General features: G+C 35.3%; 22 protein-coding genes. 2 read left to right on the forward strand and 20 right to left on the reverse strand.

Translation table 11 applies throughout. The features are described 5' to 3' along the window. Positions 1-141: 141 nt before the first annotated feature. Both DET63_RS27185 and DET63_RS27190 read right to left on the reverse strand, forming a co-directional pair. Positions 142-1,800 carry a SpaA isopeptide-forming pilin-related protein gene (locus DET63_RS27185; protein ID WP_113938401.1) on the reverse strand — a complete coding sequence of 553 codons (1,659 nt, stop codon included), beginning with the start codon at positions 1,798-1,800 and terminating at the stop codon, positions 142-144. A gap of 47 nt (positions 1,801-1,847) precedes the next feature. Next, positions 1,848-5,186, reverse strand: a complete 3,339-nt coding sequence (locus tag DET63_RS27190; RefSeq protein ID WP_113938402.1) for an isopeptide-forming domain-containing fimbrial protein — start codon at positions 5,184-5,186, stop codon at positions 1,848-1,850. A gap of 424 nt (positions 5,187-5,610) precedes the next feature. Here DET63_RS27190 and DET63_RS27195 point away from each other — a divergent pair, with 424 nt between their 5' ends. Together DET63_RS27195 and DET63_RS27200 are read left to right on the forward strand one after the other, a co-directional pair. Further along, the gene (locus DET63_RS27195; protein WP_061675770.1) at positions 5,611-5,946 is read left to right on the forward strand and encodes an antibiotic biosynthesis monooxygenase family protein; all 336 of its coding nucleotides are present in this window, start codon (positions 5,611-5,613) and stop codon (positions 5,944-5,946) included. An 11-nt stretch (positions 5,947-5,957) separates the two neighbouring features. Continuing rightward, positions 5,958-6,317 carry a hypothetical protein gene (locus DET63_RS27200; protein ID WP_113938403.1) on the forward strand — a complete coding sequence of 120 codons (360 nt, stop codon included), beginning with the start codon at positions 5,958-5,960 and terminating at the stop codon, positions 6,315-6,317. Between the two features lie 27 nt (positions 6,318-6,344). Here DET63_RS27200 and DET63_RS27205 read toward each other — a convergent pair whose 3' ends face one another. The 18 genes from DET63_RS27205 to DET63_RS27290 all read right to left on the reverse strand — a co-directional run bounded on the left by DET63_RS27205 (position 6,345) and on the right by DET63_RS27290 (position 20,192). Then, positions 6,345-6,743, reverse strand: a complete 399-nt coding sequence (locus tag DET63_RS27205) for a DUF5367 family protein (protein ID WP_113938442.1) — start codon at positions 6,741-6,743, stop codon at positions 6,345-6,347. Next, on the reverse strand, positions 6,736-7,320 hold the full coding sequence (locus tag DET63_RS27210) for a TetR/AcrR family transcriptional regulator (protein WP_113938404.1): 585 nt from the start codon (positions 7,318-7,320) through the stop codon (positions 6,736-6,738). Before DET63_RS27210 ends, DET63_RS27205 begins: the two co-directional genes overlap by 8 nt. 84 nt (positions 7,321-7,404) lie before the next feature. Then, a complete protein-coding gene (locus tag DET63_RS27215) occupies positions 7,405-7,575 on the reverse strand; it encodes a DUF3951 domain-containing protein (protein WP_016088508.1) in 171 nt (56 codons plus the stop codon). A gap of 62 nt (positions 7,576-7,637) precedes the next feature. Further along, on the reverse strand, positions 7,638-7,949 hold the full coding sequence (locus tag DET63_RS27220; protein WP_002168712.1) for an AzlD domain-containing protein: 312 nt from the start codon (positions 7,947-7,949) through the stop codon (positions 7,638-7,640). Beyond that, positions 7,940-8,668 carry an AzlC family ABC transporter permease gene (locus DET63_RS27225; protein ID WP_002126646.1) on the reverse strand — a complete coding sequence of 243 codons (729 nt, stop codon included), beginning with the start codon at positions 8,666-8,668 and terminating at the stop codon, positions 7,940-7,942. Before DET63_RS27225 ends, DET63_RS27220 begins: the two co-directional genes overlap by 10 nt. Continuing rightward, positions 8,658-9,494: a TrmB family transcriptional regulator gene (locus DET63_RS27230; RefSeq protein WP_002168713.1), complete on the reverse strand. Its 837-nt coding sequence runs from the start codon at positions 9,492-9,494 to the stop codon at positions 8,658-8,660. The genes DET63_RS27225 and DET63_RS27230 overlap by 11 nt, the downstream gene beginning before the upstream one ends. A 177-nt stretch (positions 9,495-9,671) precedes the next feature. Continuing rightward, positions 9,672-10,967: an NtaA/DmoA family FMN-dependent monooxygenase gene (locus tag DET63_RS27235; protein ID WP_113938405.1), complete on the reverse strand. Its 1,296-nt coding sequence runs from the start codon at positions 10,965-10,967 to the stop codon at positions 9,672-9,674. A 166-nt stretch (positions 10,968-11,133) separates the two neighbouring features. After that, on the reverse strand, positions 11,134-11,907 hold the full coding sequence (locus DET63_RS27240) for a flagellar basal-body rod protein FlgG (RefSeq protein ID WP_113938406.1): 774 nt from the start codon (positions 11,905-11,907) through the stop codon (positions 11,134-11,136). Between the two features lie 43 nt (positions 11,908-11,950). Continuing rightward, positions 11,951-13,261 (reverse strand): flagellar biosynthesis GTPase FlhF, encoded by a 1,311-nt coding sequence (gene flhF / locus DET63_RS27245; RefSeq protein WP_002193128.1) that lies wholly within the window; start codon positions 13,259-13,261, stop codon positions 11,951-11,953. Between the two features lie 14 nt (positions 13,262-13,275). Next, positions 13,276-15,342 (reverse strand): flagellar biosynthesis protein FlhA, encoded by a 2,067-nt coding sequence (gene flhA / locus DET63_RS27250; protein ID WP_113938407.1) that lies wholly within the window; start codon positions 15,340-15,342, stop codon positions 13,276-13,278. 23 nt (positions 15,343-15,365) lie between these two features. Next, positions 15,366-16,412 (reverse strand): flagellar type III secretion system protein FlhB, encoded by a 1,047-nt coding sequence (gene flhB, locus DET63_RS27255; protein WP_002193129.1) that lies wholly within the window; start codon positions 16,410-16,412, stop codon positions 15,366-15,368. 10 nt (positions 16,413-16,422) lie between these two features. Continuing rightward, positions 16,423-17,184 carry a flagellar biosynthetic protein FliR gene (locus DET63_RS27260; protein ID WP_001055697.1) on the reverse strand — a complete coding sequence of 254 codons (762 nt, stop codon included), beginning with the start codon at positions 17,182-17,184 and terminating at the stop codon, positions 16,423-16,425. A gap of 15 nt (positions 17,185-17,199) precedes the next feature. Then, positions 17,200-17,475: a flagellar biosynthetic protein FliQ gene (locus DET63_RS27265; protein ID WP_002011993.1), complete on the reverse strand. Its 276-nt coding sequence runs from the start codon at positions 17,473-17,475 to the stop codon at positions 17,200-17,202. A gap of 33 nt (positions 17,476-17,508) precedes the next feature. Then, positions 17,509-18,267 (reverse strand): flagellar type III secretion system pore protein FliP, encoded by a 759-nt coding sequence (locus DET63_RS27270; protein ID WP_002126633.1) that lies wholly within the window; start codon positions 18,265-18,267, stop codon positions 17,509-17,511. After that, positions 18,264-18,584, reverse strand: coding sequence for a hypothetical protein (locus DET63_RS27275; protein WP_000121176.1), 321 nt, complete (start codon positions 18,582-18,584; stop codon positions 18,264-18,266). The genes DET63_RS27270 and DET63_RS27275 overlap by 4 nt, the downstream gene beginning before the upstream one ends. Before the next feature lie 12 nt (positions 18,585-18,596). Beyond that, positions 18,597-18,956, reverse strand: coding sequence for a flagellar motor switch protein FliN (fliN, locus tag DET63_RS27280; RefSeq protein WP_113938408.1), 360 nt, complete (start codon positions 18,954-18,956; stop codon positions 18,597-18,599). Between the two features lie 10 nt (positions 18,957-18,966). After that, entirely contained in the window at positions 18,967-19,953 is a 987-nt protein-coding gene (fliM, locus tag DET63_RS27285) for a flagellar motor switch protein FliM (RefSeq protein ID WP_113938409.1), read from the reverse strand. Positions 19,954-19,967: 14 nt separating this feature from the next. Further along, a complete protein-coding gene (locus tag DET63_RS27290; protein WP_000775712.1) occupies positions 19,968-20,192 on the reverse strand; it encodes a flagellar motor switch protein FliN in 225 nt (74 codons plus the stop codon). Positions 20,193-20,253: the final 61 nt, after the last annotated feature.

Consider the following 20,253-nt stretch of genomic DNA (forward strand, 5'->3'; position numbering starts at 1 on the left):
TGAACTTTCTCCGATCCCAATTTTCTCTCATTATACAAGAAATACCCTATAGAATAGACTTTTTTTTCAGTGTCTATTCTATAGGGTACATTTTAATATGCCCTTCCTCTTTTCCAAACTCAATTATTATAAAAATATTAATTAAGAATTCTTCACAGGTTTCTTTCTAAAGAAAATAAACGCCGCTGTCACCATTAATAACAAACCAACTACTGTGAATAAAACTGTTCCTATACCACCTGTTTGTGGGATAATCCAGCCGCTTTTATTGTTCTCTACTTGTAGCTCTATTTTTTGATGTTTTTCATCAATCTTAATCTCAATCGGATCTCTTAATTTTTGATATTGCTCTACTGCGCCATCTTCATCTATATACTTTGGTGCTTCTGTTTCAACAATTTGGTATTCACCGTAAGGGATTTCATTCCATGTAATAATACCATTATCATCCGTTACACCCTTTATTTCTGTTTTGTTTACTTTTATTACATTTCCCTTTTTATCTTGTAATTCGAACTTCGCACCTTGTAATTTAAGTTTGTTATCCTTACCATCGATTTTTTCAATTTTAATACTTCCCATTGTTGGTGTAACCACTACTTCATTAGATGGTTTTCCATCTTTTTCTGATGAAACATCATCTTTGTTTACAAAATCAAGTACTGCTTTGTTCGGAATTTCCACTCCAGATTGAACATCCCCTTTAATTTTCGCAGTAATTTGCAAGTGTAATTCTTTCCCTGTTACTTTCGAAAAATCTTCCACTGAAGCAATAACCTTTTGTCCAGCAACAATTACATTTACAATACTCTCATCAACTTTTTTACCATCAATCATTACAATTGGTGTTCCAACAACCTCTAAACGATCATCTAAAGCATCGGTTACAACATAATTTTGATACGTTTGAATATCCTCAGGAAGCAATGTTTTAATATCATACGTATACTCTGTTTCACGATTTATTCCCGCGTTCTTTGAACTGTCGTTAATCGTTTTTTCAATTGTAGGCTCTTTATAGTTCTTTACATCTTTTTCTAACTTAACTAGTTTACCAGTTTCTTTAATAGCAAAAGGATATTCTTCTTTACTTGTTAAATAACCTTTTGGAGCCTTTTCCTCTATAAAATAATAGCTTCCATACTCTAAAGAATCTACACTAATTTTACCATCTAATCCTGTTACTAGTGGAAGTGGTGTTTTTACTTGTGTGTTTGTGCCATCTTCATTTTTTTTGAATAAATGGAATTCCGCACCTGGTAACACACTGTCCCCTTCACCTTTTTTTATTAATTCTACTGAACCACGTTTCGTTTCATTCTTTGGATAAATATGAACATCGTAGTTTAAATCTTTACCGTCTGCACTTGTCATTGGAATATCAACAATAAAAGTACTCTTATCTAATTCAATATGGTCTGGACCTTTAACAGCTTTTACTTCATAACGTCCTAATGGAAGATTATTAAAGACTGCCATTCCATTTGCGTCTGTCACTTTTGTAATAACGCTATCCGTTACTTTATTAATATTTTCTTTTACTATTTTCCCATCAGAAGTTTGTTCAAATGATGCAATACGTTTAATTTCAAATGTTACATCTTTTAAAGGCTTTGCCCCCTCTGGAACACTTTGTCCTTCTTTGCCATTGCCCTCTACACCAGGCTTCGCATCCTTACCTTGCTCATACTTATGAATCGTTAAAGTACCTGTATTTTTTGATTCAGCACTAACCGTCATATTCATTAATGTCGAAAAAGCTAAAATACATATTAGAAATGTGCTAAAAATCTTTTTCATCAAATTCCACTCCCCTATTGTGTATACCATTTTTGCAAACTACTAATCTATTTCATAATTTTTCTTTTTCTAAAGAAGAAGAAAGATGTAATGAACATCAATATTCCACCAATTACATAAAAAATAATTGTTCCTATACCACCCGTTTCCGGGATAATCCATTCATTTTTATGATTTTCTATCTTTATTTTCTGTGCAGATGTTTCTTGCGTCACATCGATTTCAACTGGCTCTTTCAAAAGCATGTAGCCATTTGGGGCTTGTACTTCTTTCAGCGTATATTTCCCTACTAATAATGCATTAGAAATCGCTATACCATCTTTATTCGTTGTTAATTCAGACACTACAGTTCCAGCTTGATTTATCACTTGAAATACTGCACCTTCTAATTTGAGATTTTCATCCTTCGCATCTACTTTCTGAATCTCAATTTTCCCAAAAGATGGTGGTATGATTAATGCTTCATTCGATACAATTTTCTTTTGATCAAATAGTAACTCCGCTTTATTTCGTATACCACCCTTTGCAGTATAAGTTTCTAAAATATCCACACCCATACTCATATCTAGCTTTGATTTAATATGCATCGTATACGATTGATTCATAAGATATTCGTAACTGCCATCTCGCTTCGGTAGTTCAATTTTCACCTTTTTCGACTGCTCATCGACTTCTGGTATAACTTGTATCTCTTCACCATTTGCATTTACAAGTCTTACTTGTACTACTTTTAAAATATCTTCTAAATCATCTTGTAATACTATTTTTTCAACATTTGCTACGTCATTTCCAAAATTATAGTTTACATGCCATGTAAACTCTTCATTCTCACTTTGCAATGTTGCCTTTTCTACCTCTGTTTCATCTGCATCAGAAACTGTCTTTATAACCTTTGGTTCCTTCGCTTCCACTTTCGTTTTTACAGTTGGCTTTTCTGGTGGTAAATCTTCACCATCTGGTGTTTTCCCTTCCACAATCGCTATATTTTCTATTTCTTTTGTTTTTAGCGATTCCTTTGTAACTTTCACCTTGAAAGTTACAATTCTTTCTTCTGTATCAAGTACATCACCAAAGTTTACTTTAACTGTATTGTCCTCATATGATCCTGCATCTTCATCCACATTATCTGTCAATGAATTACCGTTCATTTTCAAACTACCTGCTATATACTCCACTCCGCTAGGAAGCTTATCAACAATGCGAACATCTTTTATGAGTCCATTTTCAACTTTATTTTGAAGTTTAATTTTATATTCAAGTTCATCATCTACGTGTACTTTTCCATCTACCCCACCAGTTACTTCTTTCTTTGATTCTAGTTGTCCATACAACCGATCAACCAATGTTTCGACTTCTGGCTTCTTTTGATCTGGTACACTAATAGATTCAACAACTGCTATATTTTTTATTTTCTTATTTGCCATTTCCTGTTTTATAACTACTTCAAACGTAATAACCTTCTCTTCTTCACTTTTAAGGTCACCGAAATGAGCAAATATCGTTCCATCTTTTATATGTGCCTGATCATCATCTTCTACATCCGTTTGTTCCTTTCCGTCTATCTTGATCGTATTCGGAACATATTCTACACCTTCAGGAAGTTTATCTGTAATTTTCACAGATTTTAAGATAAAATTTTGCACACTGTTTTTAGCTTTAACAGTATACTCTAGTTTTTCTCCTACTTTAAGAGTTCCACCATTTATATCTCTAGCTAATTTTTCTACTGCCAATTTTCCTTTTTGATCTATATCAGGTTTTCGGTCTGGTTTTACTTTTACGACTACTTTATTAGAATCATTCGCTTCAATACGACTCCCTGTTAACTTATCAATCCCTTGAACAACAGCGGTATTAGGAATTTCACTTTCTATTTTTTCTCCCTTTAATTTCGCTTTAAATTCAACAATTGTTTCAGGCGTTTTATCAGTATAAATTCCGCCTTTTGTGGCATTAGCACCTTCACCAATTCTTATTGTTAATTTTCTTGTCTTTACATCATAATCAACTTGATCATCCATCACTAACTCTGTTTGATCCCCCACGTTCGGGCCAGAAATAATCTTCACTGATCCAGGTATAAACTGTAAACGACGGTCTAAAACATCTTCAATTTTTGTATCAATTGAAGTTGAATTCGGCTCAACATTTTTTACATGTAAACGATATATAACCTCATCATCGGATTCATACTTTTCTTTCGGATTTAATACTTCCTTATTAATGACAAGCTCTGGCGCTGTTGCATTTACTGCAAAAGCTAGTGTATTTAATACATAATCATCACCAGATGTAGCAGCTTTTAATCGTATTTCTTTTTGTTCTGGTTTAATATATCCTGCTGGTAGCCTAATTAAATCTGCATCAATTCCTAAATTATTTTTATAATCTGGAGCAAAAGTACCTGGATACTTATCTCGCATATGCTCCTCATATTCAGAAATAGTCGAATTGAATATATTACCAGTTGGATTTAATTTATCCGTAACTTCTTTCCATGCATTATCTGTATGCACAAACAGTTTATCACCTTGCCAATATCTATCTCCTTGAACAGCGAAAACAGAAACTTTCGGATCTAGATCCCCAGCTTTTGAAGCGACAAAATTTTTCACTGTGAATTCTTTTTCACCAGAACCAGTTGCTCTTTTTAATCCACCATCATACACAGTAAACGCTTTTCTTGTTTTTGACTTATCCTTTGTGATAACTAACATGTACCATCCAGCAAAAGAATAGTATCCAGAATTATATGCAAGCTTTGTATTCGGATAAGGTATATTTGCTACAGTATAGCTTCCTCCTTTTGAATTAGAAGAATTTAAAAGCTCTGTAACATCTGCATAGTTAGAAAAATAAGTACCATCAATACCGAAACCATAAAGTAAGCCACCTCCGTAATACGTATTACTTGGTGATACTTGAAAGCTCTTCCCTACAGGAGTGGTCAACTTAACTGGTGCTACATACTGCTGTTGTGTTAATTCGTAACGTGTTGAACTCCAATATAATCCAGCCCACTCAATTTCAGCATCCTCCGGAACAGGAATATATGCCTTAGATGAATTTGTAGTCGTTGGGTCATCATCCACATCAATTAGTTCCCGTGTATAACCATTCGGTGTTGTCCCATAAATATATGTTATATCCGAATACAATGCCGTTTTCTTCTGAGCTTCAGTGGCTTTAATACCTAAATTCACATTACCGGTAGAATACATATCACCTTTATGAATAGATTGATAAGTTGGCGTATCAAAACCTTCTTCCTCTGTGATTTCTGCCTTTACCTCATCAATTGGACTCAAAAACTGTAACTGCGATAATAGTAAAAATAAACTCATAACAACTGCAAATGTATTTAATATTTTTCTATTTCCTTTCATCCTATTGTGCAAAGAGTTTACCTCCTTAATTACAGTTTTTTAGTATATTATTCGAATATACCTTATATGTATTATTCTAATATAAATCCCGCTATTTGTTAACAAAATATGTGATAAATTACTAATTTATACATTTTTATATAGAGATTTTTAGATTTATTAATCGTTAAATTGCGAATATAAAATAGAAACTTCATACCTTTTCTCTCATTTATGATGTTCTATATTACGGAAAGAAGTGCCATTGTCCGATTTCAAAAAACTACTTACAATTGACCAAATTATACAAGTAATAATGAGGGAACGTAATATTCAAAAGAAGAAAGCGCAAGTATGCTGGATTAAAATTTACAGCCTAAAAAGAAAAGAAGCCCCATGCTTCTTTTTATTACGTGCTAAAATAATTATTAAAGGGGGAAATTACATGGGAAATGCTCCACAAAAAACGAATCATTATTATGCAGTTATATTCACTTCAAATCTATCCAATGATACAACAGACTATAGTACCGTTGCTGAAAAAATGGAAGACCTTGCGAAACAGCAACCTGGATTTTTAGGTGTCGAAAGTGCACGTGATAATTCGGGACTCGGAATTACAATTTCTTATTGGGAGTCACTTGAAGCAATTGAAAATTGGAAAAGGAACGCCTTACATAAAGAAGCGAAAAAAAGAGGCCGTGAGCAATGGTATGAAAATTTCCACCTGCGCATCTGCCTTGTTGAGAAAGAATATAAGTTCCAGAGAGAAATCTTGTAAAGGAGTTTCATATGCCACTAACATTACTATTACTCATATTCATAATAATTCCCTTCATTTCAGCATTAGCTCTCATTTTTATGACGGTTAAAAAAGGAACTTTTCTAAACCGACCACACTTACAATCATTCATCGTATGCACTCTATTCTTTGCGAATTGGATATTATATTTAACAAATTTTTATTCATTACTACCTGAGAAAGTTAGTCAATTTATATTCCTACCCATTTGGTTTTTCCTTTGCGTTTTAGGTTTAATCGTTTTCACACGCGAATGGAAAAACAATCGTGTTTTTTCCATATCTATCGGTTTTCTTTCTTTTATTAGTCTTCTATTTGGATTATTGTTGTTAGTTCTTTCGGGAATGTAATTGTTGTAAAGAGGAGAAAACACCTCTTTACAACAATTTTTTTCGTTCCATAACTAAAGGAATTATTAAATAGAAAGCATAAGCAATAACCATCCAAATGGTAAATGATATGATCTGCTGTGAGGATAATTGTGAAAATATATTAGAAGAGTTATACAAGATGTAAGAATCTAAGGTTAAACCAATTACTGTACCACATATACCTAACTTAATAACTGCATATTTCGAAGTGTCCAGTTTTTGATATAGCCACATTACAAAGTATAAAGCTATAGCTGTTCCTAATTCGAGAAACGTCATTTGTAGAAAAAATTCATTTGAAGTGTATTCTAATAAAACTGAAGATCCGAAAACAATAAAAAATACTGAGGCAAAAAACCATATCCCAATAGAAAATAAAATAGTGAGCCACAGTTTATTATTCACTCCCATTACCTCCCTCTTGTAGCGCTATAAACTTTTCCATAAGCATGTGCAAATCACCATATACTTTATCTGTAGAAAAAGATGGATTGAATAAGGCTTGTAATGCCAGCCCATCAATTAATGCATTACATAAAATGCTACACGTTTCAGTTGAAATTTGTGATGTGATTGCATCCGCTATTTTTGTATCTAAAGCTCCTTTTAACTCTTGATTTTCATAATGTAACAGTTCGCCAATTTTTTCTTTCATCGCATCATTTTGTAGCCCACTAGCTACTAATTGAAAAAACAAATGATGATACATTGAATCTTTCACACATCTACTTTTAGCAGATTGTAAAGCATTTTCTAGCTGTACATCCTTTCCTATCTGTTCCCACGACTCTTTACAAAACGATTCAGTCACTTCAAGCAATAATTGATCCTTCGTTTTAAAATGATAATATACGGTACCTTGTGTAACTTTAGCATTTTCTGCGACTGCTTTTAACGTTAATTTTTCCATTCCATGCTCTGTAATACTTTCTTTTGCTGCTTCTAGTAACTTCTGCTTGTTCACAACATTCGGCTTTGCCATTTATATCACCACCTTTTAAGTTAGTTGAATAACTAACTTAAATTATACAGAAAAATCAGATAAAAAAGGAAGAAAAGCCAATATTCAACTTTTCTTCCTTCTATGTTTACCTTTAGATTTCACTGTCACTGATTCACAAGGTGTGTAATAAATTTGAGGTGTCGCCTTATCCACAAACATCATAAACGTAATAAAGCCGATAATAAAAAAAATAAACAACGTTAACAATATTGCTCCTATCGTTAAAAGTATCATAACACCACCCCTATATATTTCATGTTATTACACCTTTCGCTATTATATGAGCTGAATCCTTTTTAGAAAAATAAACGTAACAAAATAATTACAATGACTCCTGTTAATACTGTTCCTAATAAACTACGAGTATATATCGCTACGAAAAATGTAGGAATTGCCGCAATGATATAATCCCACTGCACTGTCTCATGCATAAATAATACTTGTGCTAAAAGTGCTGCTAATATCGCAATTGGTATGTAATTTAACCATTTTAAACCCCAGTCTGGAATTTGTAGTTTACTAAATACGAGAAGAGGTAAAATACGTGGTACGAGTGTGACAGCTCCGGCTGCTAGTAAAAGTAATAATACGTCCACTCTTACTTCCATTTTTCAATCACCACCCCGATTGTCGCAGCTAAAAGTGTTGCGATAATAACTGCTATACTATCTGGCATAAATAAGTGTGAAACGTATGCGATAATAATTGCTACAATTGCTACACTTAGATGAATGGCTAGTTTCGGTTTACTACTTATTAGCTGAAGTACAAATAATCCGATAAACATCGCTGGTAACGCATAATCCATTCCGTACGTATGAGGATCTGGTATCCACTCTCCAAAAAGCCCTCCGAGAACTGTAGCTAAAATCCAATTTAAATATGCTGTTACATTAAGTCCCATCATCCATTTCTCGCCTAAATGGCCTTTTTGTGCTGCTTGTTGCACTGCAACGCCGAAAGTTTCATCTGTAATTTGCGAACCAATTATTAAATTTTTAAAAAGAGGTATCTTGGTGAAGTAAGGTGCGAGTGCAGCACTCATTAATAAGTGACGTAAATTAACAAAGAACACAGTAAAAATAATTGCCGAAGCTGGGGCACCCGCTGCATACATACCCGCTAATATAAACTGAGCAGAACCTGCGTAAATTAATGTGGACATAAAAGCAATTTCTATGATCGAGAAACCTGCTGTTTTCGCAATAACACCAGCCGCTATACCGATGCTCAAATATCCAAATACAGTTGGTAAACAATCCTTTACACCTTGCTGAAATGAATCATCGCTCTGCAGTGTCATATGTGCTTGAGCTTTATTCACCATTATCTCCCTCCATTTCTTCTATAGTACGTTTTCCTGTTACGACATGAACTAAATCTATGTTTTCACGCCATAATGTATCTAATTTATCAGCTCCAAACTCCTTCGTAATCTCTTCCACCATAATGTCGTGCCGAACATATTCTGTAGCGACGAGAACTAAAGCTGGATCATACGTTGTAACGGCCCATGAAGTGCTATCATTTGAAAAGTTAGCAATTAATACTTCTTCCCCATCACGCGCGATAACAGTTAAATGACCACCCATTCTCTTTTCAACGACGTGAGGTGTCATATAATTATGGTGAAATGTCGCTCCTATTTTTGTTTCTGGAGCACCAAATAAAATTGAAAAAATATGTACGCCTTCCGCTTCCTTTTGATGAATGAATGGCTCAATCTCGTGCACTTGATCCTCCCATACAGAAATCCATAACTCTTCTTTTGCTCTATTAATTATATTGCATATTTCTTTCAAAACACGATCATTTGAGCGAATATGCGAAATTACATCAATTTGTCGCTCTTGTTCTAAACAATTTAATTTTCGGTCTAAAAATTCAAAGGACTTTTCAAAATCTTTTCGCATTCGATCCATTAATTCCGTAGCTGGCACTGGTACATATTTCACTGGTTCAGAAGGAACGATATGCACCGCTCCTTTATCCATCAACTTGCCAAGTACTTCATAAATCATTGAACGGGGTACGCCTGTTTGTTTACTCACTTCATAACCTGTTACTGGATAATGTTTTAATAGTCCAATATACGCTTTACATTCGTACTGGGAAAAACCTAACTTTTGTAACTCCTTTATTATTTCATCCATCGCTAACCCCTCACAATTTATATAGCTCTAATTTCAAAACGACGATTTCACTTTCCATTAGTAGTTATTGCTATACCTACTAATATAAAAAAGAAGCCTCTACAAGTCAACTGATAATTCCGAATTTTTATTCGAAATAAAAAGCCTTCTTTTGAAAGGCTTTTTGTGCATAATGAATTATTTCAGCTGTAGAGCATTTGATATATTACCCTCCAAATGCTCACGTAAAGTTGAACCTGTATACTCTTCTCTAAATACACCTGCTCTCACGAATAAAGGAATGACTTCACTAAAGAATAAATCCAATGATTTTGGAGGACCGCCTGGAATTGCAATAAATCCATCTAGTGTCCCTGCTTCAAATCTTTCCATAATTTGCTTACAAACATCTTGTGGTGTGCCAATAGCGACCCAATGAGCAGAACCAACAACTTCTGGTCGTTCTAGTATTTGCTCAACAGTTGGTTCATTTTTTATGATGAAATTCCGTAATAATTCGGCATGTGTTTTACTGCGTACAGCTTGATTTCTACTTGGTAGCATATGTTCAGTAACCTTACTTTCTAATGGCATCCCTCTAACGTCTAATCCGAGAACCATTTCGAGTAAAGCGTACCTCTTCTCTTTTGTAAGATGTTGATGAGCTTGCCTGTGCATTTCTAGTGCTTCTTCATATGAATCACCAATAAAGAAATATAAACCAGGCAATACACGTATATCATCTTGCTTTCGGCCATGCTTTTCTGCTCTTCTTCTTAAATCTTGACGAAGTTCGATTCCTGATTCTACATCTGGCATTGCGGCAAAAATCGCATCCGCAACAGAAGCAGCGAAATTCCGGCCTGACTCTGAAGCACCCGCTTGAAATAAAGGCATTTCCCCAGAAATATGTTGCGGAACATTAAGTGGACCTTTCACCTCAAAGTATTCATCACTATGCTCAATTGGCTGTACCATTTCTCTAATTACATCTGCGTTGTCTTCTTTCAAAACTTCATAAGGATGGCTCCTCCAAAGTTTTCTTACTAACTCTGTACATTCTGCCGCTTTCGCGTATCGTTCCTCAGATGGTGGCATCCCTGTCTCACCAAAGTTTTCAGCACCATCAATTGATGTGACAATGTTCCAACCTACTCGGCCGTTACTAATCCAATTTAAAGATTGTAGTTGCCTCGCTAGTATATATGGTGGATAAAATGATGTTGAAGCGGTCGTAACGACTCCAATTTTTTCTGTCGCATACGCAATAGCCGTAAACAATAATGTCGGATCTAAAATTACATTCCCCTTATTACGTGCAATTAAATCTGGATGTGCCACTAAATAATCCGCTTTAAAAACAAAATCTAACTTCGATTTTTCTGCTTGCTTCGCTAACTCTACTTGCTCATCAATTCCCGAATCAAATATACAATCTTCTTTCTTTCTAGAAATTAAACATAATCCAATACAAAGTTGTTTCTTTGTAGACATACACACCATCCCCTTATTTTTAATTTACCTAATTAAGCAATGTTGCTATCATTATGAAATTCCATTCTTATGAAAAAGGATAAAATGATATTGATAATCATTATCATTTTATGATGTAACTGTAATAAAAGCAATAATAAAAAAGACTTCCGCTATGGGAAGTCTCTTATCTCAATATTTCATTCGCTTCTTTTTCATAAATTTTATCAAACGAAGTCATGATGCGCTGCGATGCTTGAATCATTTTTTGATTCGTCATAAGGTCAGCCATTTCTTTCGTCATATCCACATTTGAATTTTCTAGCATATGATTACGTACTGCCCCTGTTCCATTCGGTAAATCAGCGAGGTTACCTTCTGCTAGTGTAAAACTTTTATTTTCACGTTGTACGAGGCGAGCGTTCGTTTCTACGTCTACTGTTTTCGTTTGCAGACGGGCAATATTATTTTGTGTTACTTCATCGTATAATGTACCGTCTGCTTGTACAGCTACCTTTGCTCCTTCTGGAATACGAATACGTTCATTATTCTCACCCATTACGAAAGCACCAGATGCTGTTTGTAAATAACGATCACTATTTAATGTAAAGCTACCGTCTCTCGTTAAAAATGTTTCATCATTTTTAGATGTAACGAAAAATGATGATGTGCCAGCCGCACCGTCGTCTAAAAAGAAATCTGTAGCACTATTTGTCATTTGTACATTTCCTTGTACTAAGTTCACATGCGTCGCAGCTGGTACGACAGCGTAATCGACCGAGCCGATATTTGTCGCCGATCCGTCTCCGCGGCGATATGTGTCTTGCACATCAAATACTTTAGACGTCATGTTTTCTGCTTTAAATCCTGTCGTTTGGGCATTTGCGACGTTATTCGAATGAACATTAATATGCTGCATGTAATTCATCATACCCATAGAACCTATATAAAGACCGTTCATACTCGTTTGAATAAGGCAAGTGCCTTATTCTTCACCTCTTTTCTTACGATGTTTGTAACATTTGTTTTGCTAAATGTTCAGCTGTAGCGATATGTATATGTTGCTTCACGTCTTGTCCATCTGTCATTAATACAATTGGAGCTGATGATACAGCTGGAATTTTCAACAATTCACCGCTACTCGCTGTTTCATCAAATTTCGTAAACACGATACCATCAATATGAATATCTTTAAAGTTCGTAATGATTTCAATCATGTCTTTACTTTTCATAGAAGCTGATAATGTTAAACAAATATAATCTGGCTCTACTTGTCCCATCGTCTCAATCATTTCTTCAACCGTTTCTGACGTACGATAATTCTTCCCGGCTGTATCTATTAATATATAATCGACGCGCGCTTCTTCTTTAAAATAACTGAGTGCCCTTGTCATAGCTGCTTCATCTCGCACAGCGATTACTTCTGACCCAATTGTTTTTACGTAATCTTGTAATTGCTGCACTGTTCCAATGCGAGAGTGGTCCGTCGTAATAAAACCAACTGTTTTTCTCTTAGCGTGAAACTGCCATGCCATTTTCGCAAGTGTCGTCGTTTTTCCAACGCCAGTTGGACCTATTAATGCAATCGTTTGTACTTCTTTTTCAAATACGTTTTCAGTATTGAAATGAGATCTCATATCTTCCAATATGTATCCGATGACTTCCTCTTCTGTAATCATCGTTGCATTCTCAAACTTCACTTTTAATTTTTCAGCATATGCATGAATGAAATATTGTTCCACATCGTTTTGTTCTAACATCCGAATTACTTTTTGAATAATAAATGGCACAGATTCCTGCTTTTCTTTTTTAACAACTACTTCTTCTTTCTTTACAGGAACAGCTTGTTTCACAGCAGGCTGTTTTTTCGTTACTTTCGTCGCCTCCGTATGTTTCACAACGACAATCCCTTTTTCAAACAGTTGTAATAGTTTCTCTTTTTTTCTTGCCCATTCTTCACTATTTCCTGTTTGCATCGCTGCGTACGGCATAGAAGTCGTTACGTTTTCTAAATTGTGCAGTACCGATTGAATTCCATTTGCCTTCACAATTTCTTCTGAAGGTTCATTTACAACATCCATTAATTGTTCATGAAATTGAGTTACGCCTTCGTTACTTTCTTCCTGTTTATCTTCAGGAAAAGCGACTAACATTTCATAATTCTTCTTCCAAAAAAACGGGATGTTTCGTTTTACACTTTCATCGACAACGTAGTAATAATCTGTACCATATTGGTCAAATAACTTTCGATACAATTCATTTTTCGAAGCTGCTTTTATTCGCATTAACGCTTCTTTTTTTTCTGTACTTTCCATTACTTCACCTCCTACTATTCAATATAAGCAATTTGATCTACAACAATTTCTGGTGCCAATTCACTAATACATAATACTTTAGCTTCTATTTGATAACGTTCAAGAAGTCTCACAATCGCAAACCTGAAATCTTTTCTGCGTGTTAATAATACTGGCTCTCTTCCCATTAAACGAGCTTGTTTGAAAACGCGTTGTACTTGCTCTACTACTCGCGTTTCTAAATCTAAATCCCAGTTTAATAAATAGCCTTGGTATGAATTATTAACAACATCTGCATCTAACTCGATTGAATCAGCGAAAAGTGCTGCATAAATTTTCCCATCAGGATTTTTCGCACTCTCACAAATAACTTTTGAAATACATTCACGTACAAATGCAGTGACACCATCAACATGGTTTTGATAAATTTCTTTCCCGTCAATAATACCTTCAATAATTGTCGGTAAATCACGAATTGAAATTCCTTCTTTTAGCAGTTGTTTAATAACATTTTGCACGAGTGATAAATCAATTTCTTTCTTCTTAATCTCTTCTAATAAAACGCCATTATCAGTTTCAAGCGAGTGAATCAAGTCTTTCACATGTTGACGCTGAATTAACTCATGAAGATTACGTCTAACGACAACATCTAAATGCGTAATTAATATGCTGAGTGGCTCTAACACTTGATAGCCTTTCATTTGTGCATCTTGTACCATATGCTCCAAAATCCAATATCCATCTTCGCCGAAAATTGGATCTTTCGCTGGCTCTGCATCTAAATCAGCCATTACGTTCGGTGTTTTCAGTGCTAATAAATAACCTGATTTTAAAACACCTTCAGCCGCCTTCGCACCTTTAATACGAATAATGTAACGTCCGCGTGGTCTAAAGCTCGTATTATCTTTAAAGTTAATTCCAGGAACGTTAATACCAAGGTCGGTAATAATCGACTTCCTCATTAGAACAACTTTATCACGAGCTGTTTCCCCGTTAATCTTCTGCTTTACAAGTGCCGCTAAATCTAAACCGAGCTCTACGATAATTGGATATTTATCTGTAAAGACTCCGAATGAATCTTCCACTTGCTGTAATTGCTCATCCTCGCCTTGAATCATTTCTAATTCTTTTTGAAGCTCGTCTTCTTTTTCTTTCTTTATTCGCTTTTTATTGCGAATTCCTAAGAAGATAATTGTTCCACCAACGAGAGCAAATGGTAGAAATGGTAGCGGGGTAAAAACACCCATTGCGATAAATAAACCACCGAGTGCATATACAACAACTTCATGCGCTAATAACTCTTTAAAGATTCCTTCAGTTACTGTATCTGCTGAACCGTCAAATACACGCGTTACGATAATACCTGTTGAAATCGCAAGCATTAACGAACCGATTTGGTTTACAATTCCGTCACCGACAGTTAACTGTGTATAGTGAATAGCCGCATCTGCAAAGCTCATTCCTTGTTGCATCATACCGACAATTAAACCGAAAATAATGTTTACGAATAAAATGACAATCCCGAAAATAACGTCCCCTTTAATGAACTTTCCGGCACCATCCATCGCTCCGTAAAACTCTGTTTCCATATTTAATTTTTTTCGTTTCGCCTGTGCATCTTTTTCTGTAATAAGACGCTGATTCAAGTCAGCATCGATAGACATTTGTTTCCCTGGTAAAGAATCAAGTGTAAAACGAGCTGCTACTTCAGCTGTACGAGACGCACCGTTTGCAACGATAAACTGGAATATGATTAAAACTATAAAAATAACGATACCAATTAATAAGTTCCCGCCAATTACGAACTGACCGAACTCTTCAATAACATGACCCGCATTTCCGTCTGTTAAAATCGCTCGCGTCGTCGAAACGTTAATCGATACGCGGAAAATCCCGATTAATAACAACATCGTCGGAAATGACTTTAATTCATCCCACTCGTTAATACTTGTAGCTCGCATATAAATAAGCACTGACATACTTAGTAGAAAAACGATAACGATATCAAGTATAAATGGTGGAAGTGGAATTAAGAGCGCCACAACGAATGACGCTGCTAAAAAGATAGAAAAATAGGTTCTTGCAGAATCCATCTTAAACAAAGAGATCCCCTCCAAACGCGCTATTATACTTCAAGTTCGTTCGTTTGAATTAAATAGCGCATAACTTCAATTACAGCTACGTATAAATCTTCTGGAATCGTCTCGTCTTCCTCAACTTGATAATATAAAGAACGAGCAAGCGGACGGTTTTCCACCATTGGTATTTCTTGTTCACGGGCAAGCGTTCGTATATATAATGCGAGCTCATCTTCCCCTTTTGCAACGACAATAGGCGCTGCATCAACTTGTTTATTGTAACGAAGCACAACTGAAATGTGCGTCGGGTTGTTCACAATAAACGTTGCACCATCCATCTTCTTCGCAATTGTCCCTTGCAAGATGGCATGCATAAAGTTTTTTCGTTTCCCCTTTACTTGCGGGTCCCCTTCATTATCTTTATGCTCTTGTTTCACTTCTTCTTTTTTCATTTTAATATCTTGTTCGTACTCCCATTTTTGATAAATGAAATCAATAATAGAAAGAACGATTAAAATAATTAAAATGGCTAGAAAGATAAATTTAATTTGGCTAATAATTTCAGTAAGTGACGCTGTCCAGTTAAATCCAATCATACTAACAATCTTCTCTAAATTCTTTTTAAAGAGAACGTACGAAACGTAACCGATTAATCCCATATAAAATAGTGATTTCAAAATATCTACTAAACTTTTACGACTAAACAATCTCGTAAAATAGTTTTTCGGATTAATACGTGATGCTTTCGGCTTAAGTACTTTAGAAGAAAATAAGAAACCGACTTGAATCATATAATTGAACAAATGAAAAGCATATACAAGTATTAATATAGGAGCCGATACTTTCAGAAGTAATATGCCCATTAAATAAAAATACTCGGTCGAATCTGTATTTTTTCCAATTTGATCAAACAGTACCGCTACGGAATGTGCGATCTCATAACCGAGCCAATCTCCGAAAAAGTAAACGACAACTGCTAATACAAGAATGGAAAATAAATTATTTAAATCTTTACTCCGGGCGATATTCCCTTCTTCACGCGATTTTTTACGCTTCTGCGGGGTGGCCTTTTCTGTTTTATTATCCTTTGCCATGCGCGTCCCCCTACTTCGTTAAGAAAAAGTTAAATAGTTTCGTATACTCTTCCAGTAATACGTCTGTCATATTTTTAAACACATAACCGAGCATCGGTACACTCATCGCAATAAACAAAATACCACACGTTATTTTAATTACGTACGCATTCATAAAAACGTTTAATTGCGGTGCGTTTTTTGCGATTAAAATAAGGACGAAGTTAATGATGAATAAGCTCCCCATAAGCGGCAAAGCAATTTCGACCGCTGATGTAATTGCAAATAATAACGTTGCGAGTAAACTATCTAAAAAACTAGTCGTCAACAATTTTGAAATCGCCTCTGTATATTGAAACGACTTTAAAATCGTGGCAACGAAATAGTTAATGCCGCCAAGTGAAATGAAAATAATAAGAAAAAATATATCAAAAATTGTTGATAGTAAAGTAGACTGTGATCCTGCATTTACATCAAATAAACTTGCCTGTGATAAACCGATATCAAAGTCTAAAATATGCCCTGCCATTTTCGGAATGTTCCACAGCATCTCTACAATTTTTGAAAGTGATAACCCAATCACAATTTGCGTTCCTGCATAAGCTGCTACATCCCAAACTGTCTTTATGTGAGAGACATCCACTTGATCTGCCACTGTAATCGAAAGAGCGAGTCCAAATGTAACCTTTGCCATCGCCGGAATTGATCGGCCTGAGAAAAACGGTAGAAAATATAAAAATGAAGTAATGCGACAAAACGCAAAAAACGTAGCCGCCCATAATTCCATATTCATTTCAGTTCACCTATCTTAGTACGAACGCAATAGCGATGGGATTTTATCAAATAAATCTAAAATAAGCATCGTTAACTCTTGAAACATCCACGGACCTAAAATGATAATAACGAGCACAATACTCGCCATTTTCGGTAAAAACGTCAGCGTTTGCTCTTGAATTTGCATCATCGCCATAATAACCGCGATAATAATAACGACAATCATACTTACAACGGCAATCGGCATTAAAATCATAACCCCTTTATAAAAAAAGGTTTGAAAAATATCTATAATTGGTGACGTATTCATTTATATGACTCCTATCACATAGCATCAAACGCTTCAGGCGACCGTCTTAAACATAATATCGACGATTTTTGTATATCCACCTAAATATACGAAAACGAGTATTTTAAATGGTAAACTTAAAATCATCGGCGGTACCATCATCATCCCAAGGTACATTAAAAGTGTACTAATAATTAAATCAATAAAGACAAACGCTAAATAAATGAACATCCCTGTAAGTAAACCTTTTTGAATTTGCGTTAACGTAAAGGATGGCACAAGCGTAAACAGTGAAAGATCCTTTAAATCTTTCGGCAACTCTTCTCCGCGCACTTTCAGCATCATTTTCAAATCATGCTTATACGTATGCTTTGACATATAATCTTTCATAATCGGAGCTGTCGTTTCCGCAGCTTGACTTACTGTTATTTTTTCTTTCGTCATCGGGTCCCACACATCACTCTTTAATTGACCAAGTACTGGCTGCATTGTAAACAGCGATAAAAATAATGCGAGTCCAACAAGCACTTGGTTCGGTGGTAAATTCATAACCCCAAGCCCTTGACGAGTAATCCCAAGAACAATCATAAAATAAGTAAAATGCGTAAATAAAAGAACGATAGAAGAAGATAATGATAGAAGGGTAACGAGCGCGAATAGTTGTACACTTGAATTACTCGTAAACTCTTTTCCATTTTCGAAATTAATAAAGCCGTTCGGGGCCGCATACGCTGGATTTACAAAAACAAATGAAAAAATAATAGAAAATGCGAAAATAACGGCAAATAACGATAACTGTTTCTTTATTCTCATGATGGATCCTCTACTTTTTTCGTTTCACTCTTCACCGCGTCTTCTAACGCTTGTTGAAACTGATTTCCTGTTCCTGTTAACTGCACAGATTGTACACCGTTATTACTAATAACAGTGAACACTTGCTTTCCGTCCACTTCAAATAAAAAGGCGCTCGTTTGATGATTTAAATAAACACCGTCTTTCACTTGAATGTGTCCATTTTCACCTTGCTTAAAAAACTGCTGTTTGCGCGTCTTTTTTGTCATATAATATGCACCATAGCCGAGCGCACCAAACAGTAAAACGACTTGAAATAAGGTCGTCATATACGACATATGACTCCTCCTCTACTCTTTATCCTGCATTTGATTTTGTGCCTTCATTAGCGCTGCATGTTTCTTATCAGCTTCAATTTCAGAAATAATAATGCCAAACTTCTCGTCCATTACGATTGCCTCACCAATACCGACTTTCATATCACTTAAATATACATCTACTTTATGTCCTAAATTTTTCTCTACTTCAAGAACATCGCCAACTTTTAACTGCTTCACATCACCAAGCGTAATAGATGACTTCCCAAGCTTTACTCCAAGTTCAATCGAAATGTCTGAAACGGTATCAATATGTGCCTTCCCCGATTCATTTCGCTTCCCTGCAAATTCTTCTAATCCCATTAATGACACAGGAGATACTTCATGCTTCATATGGATCCTCCTACTCTATAAAACTTTTAAATAGGAGCGCCTTACGCGTTCCATCTTTCCCGATAAAACAATTAAATTTATGCTTTCCATCTACATAACCACGTAGTTGGTCTGAAACCTTTGTATGAAGCGGAATAATATCGCCTTCTTCAATTTGCTCAATCTCGCCCATTGTCATCTTCTGCTCACCAATTGCAACATGGACAGGTTTATACACTTGATTTACTTTCACTTCTACTTCAGACGTATACTTTTTACGCTTATCCGAAGAATGTTCGACAATATTTTCAGACGTTAACTTATCCATAATTTCTTCAACAGATAAGAACGGAATACCGATACGAACTGTCGTATTCCAAAACTCCGTTTTCATATTTACATTCAGTAATGAAATAATATCGCTTGCCGTTGTAATCTTCAGCGCATTCGGATCTGTCTCCGTCGTTACAAACTTCGGTTCAATCGCAACAACGCTTTCAAATGATTGCTCTAAATTTTTACAAAGAAGCAAGAATATATTATCAAGCGTTAAAAACTCAAACGCCGTTAACGGTCTACGCATCGTAAAATTACGCTTACTATCTCCACCAAGCCAGCATTCATGAATATATATAACGAACGCTAAATCAATCTCAATAACAATTTCTCCAAGCTCTGGTAAACCTAGATCTATCACGCAATATAAATAATAATCTTTCGGCATTTTCTCTACATACTCACTCGTAAATGGAACTTGCTCAACCGTTGAAGGCTCTAGTTCAATTGGAATACGCATACGAGCTGACAACGTCTGTGACGTCTGCTTTCCAAATGTAGACGCAATCGCCTGCAAACTACGTAAATGTTCAACACCAAACTTCTCTGGTCTATTAAAATCATACTCTTGAAATTTATCTTGCTTCCCTGCTTCTTGTGCGAAAGCTGGCATTTCCTCGCCTTCATTCACCGCCTTCAGCAGGGCATCAATTTGCTCTTGGCTTAATTTATCGCTACTCATGACAATCCCCTTCCCTACCTTTTCAATTCAACGATTTCAACGTACATTTTCCCATTCTTCGTCAAAATCTTTCCGGTTCCAATCTCTTCATTCTCAAGCATAAGACGCACCGTATTTTTCGTTGAATTTTCAAGACGATACAATGTACCTTTCGTAATATGAAGCAGATCTTCAATTTTCTTTTTCGTATTTCCGATTTCAAAATAAATTGTTAACGGAATATCATCTTGTAATTTCAAATCTAGCCAACTCCCATATCATGTTCACAAAAATTTCATGTTCTCTATTTATATAATGAAA

Origin of the sequence: Bacillus sp. DB-2 (genome assembly GCF_003315125.1) — a bacterium.
GTDB lineage: Bacteria > Bacillota > Bacilli > Bacillales > Bacillaceae_G > Bacillus_A > Bacillus_A mycoides.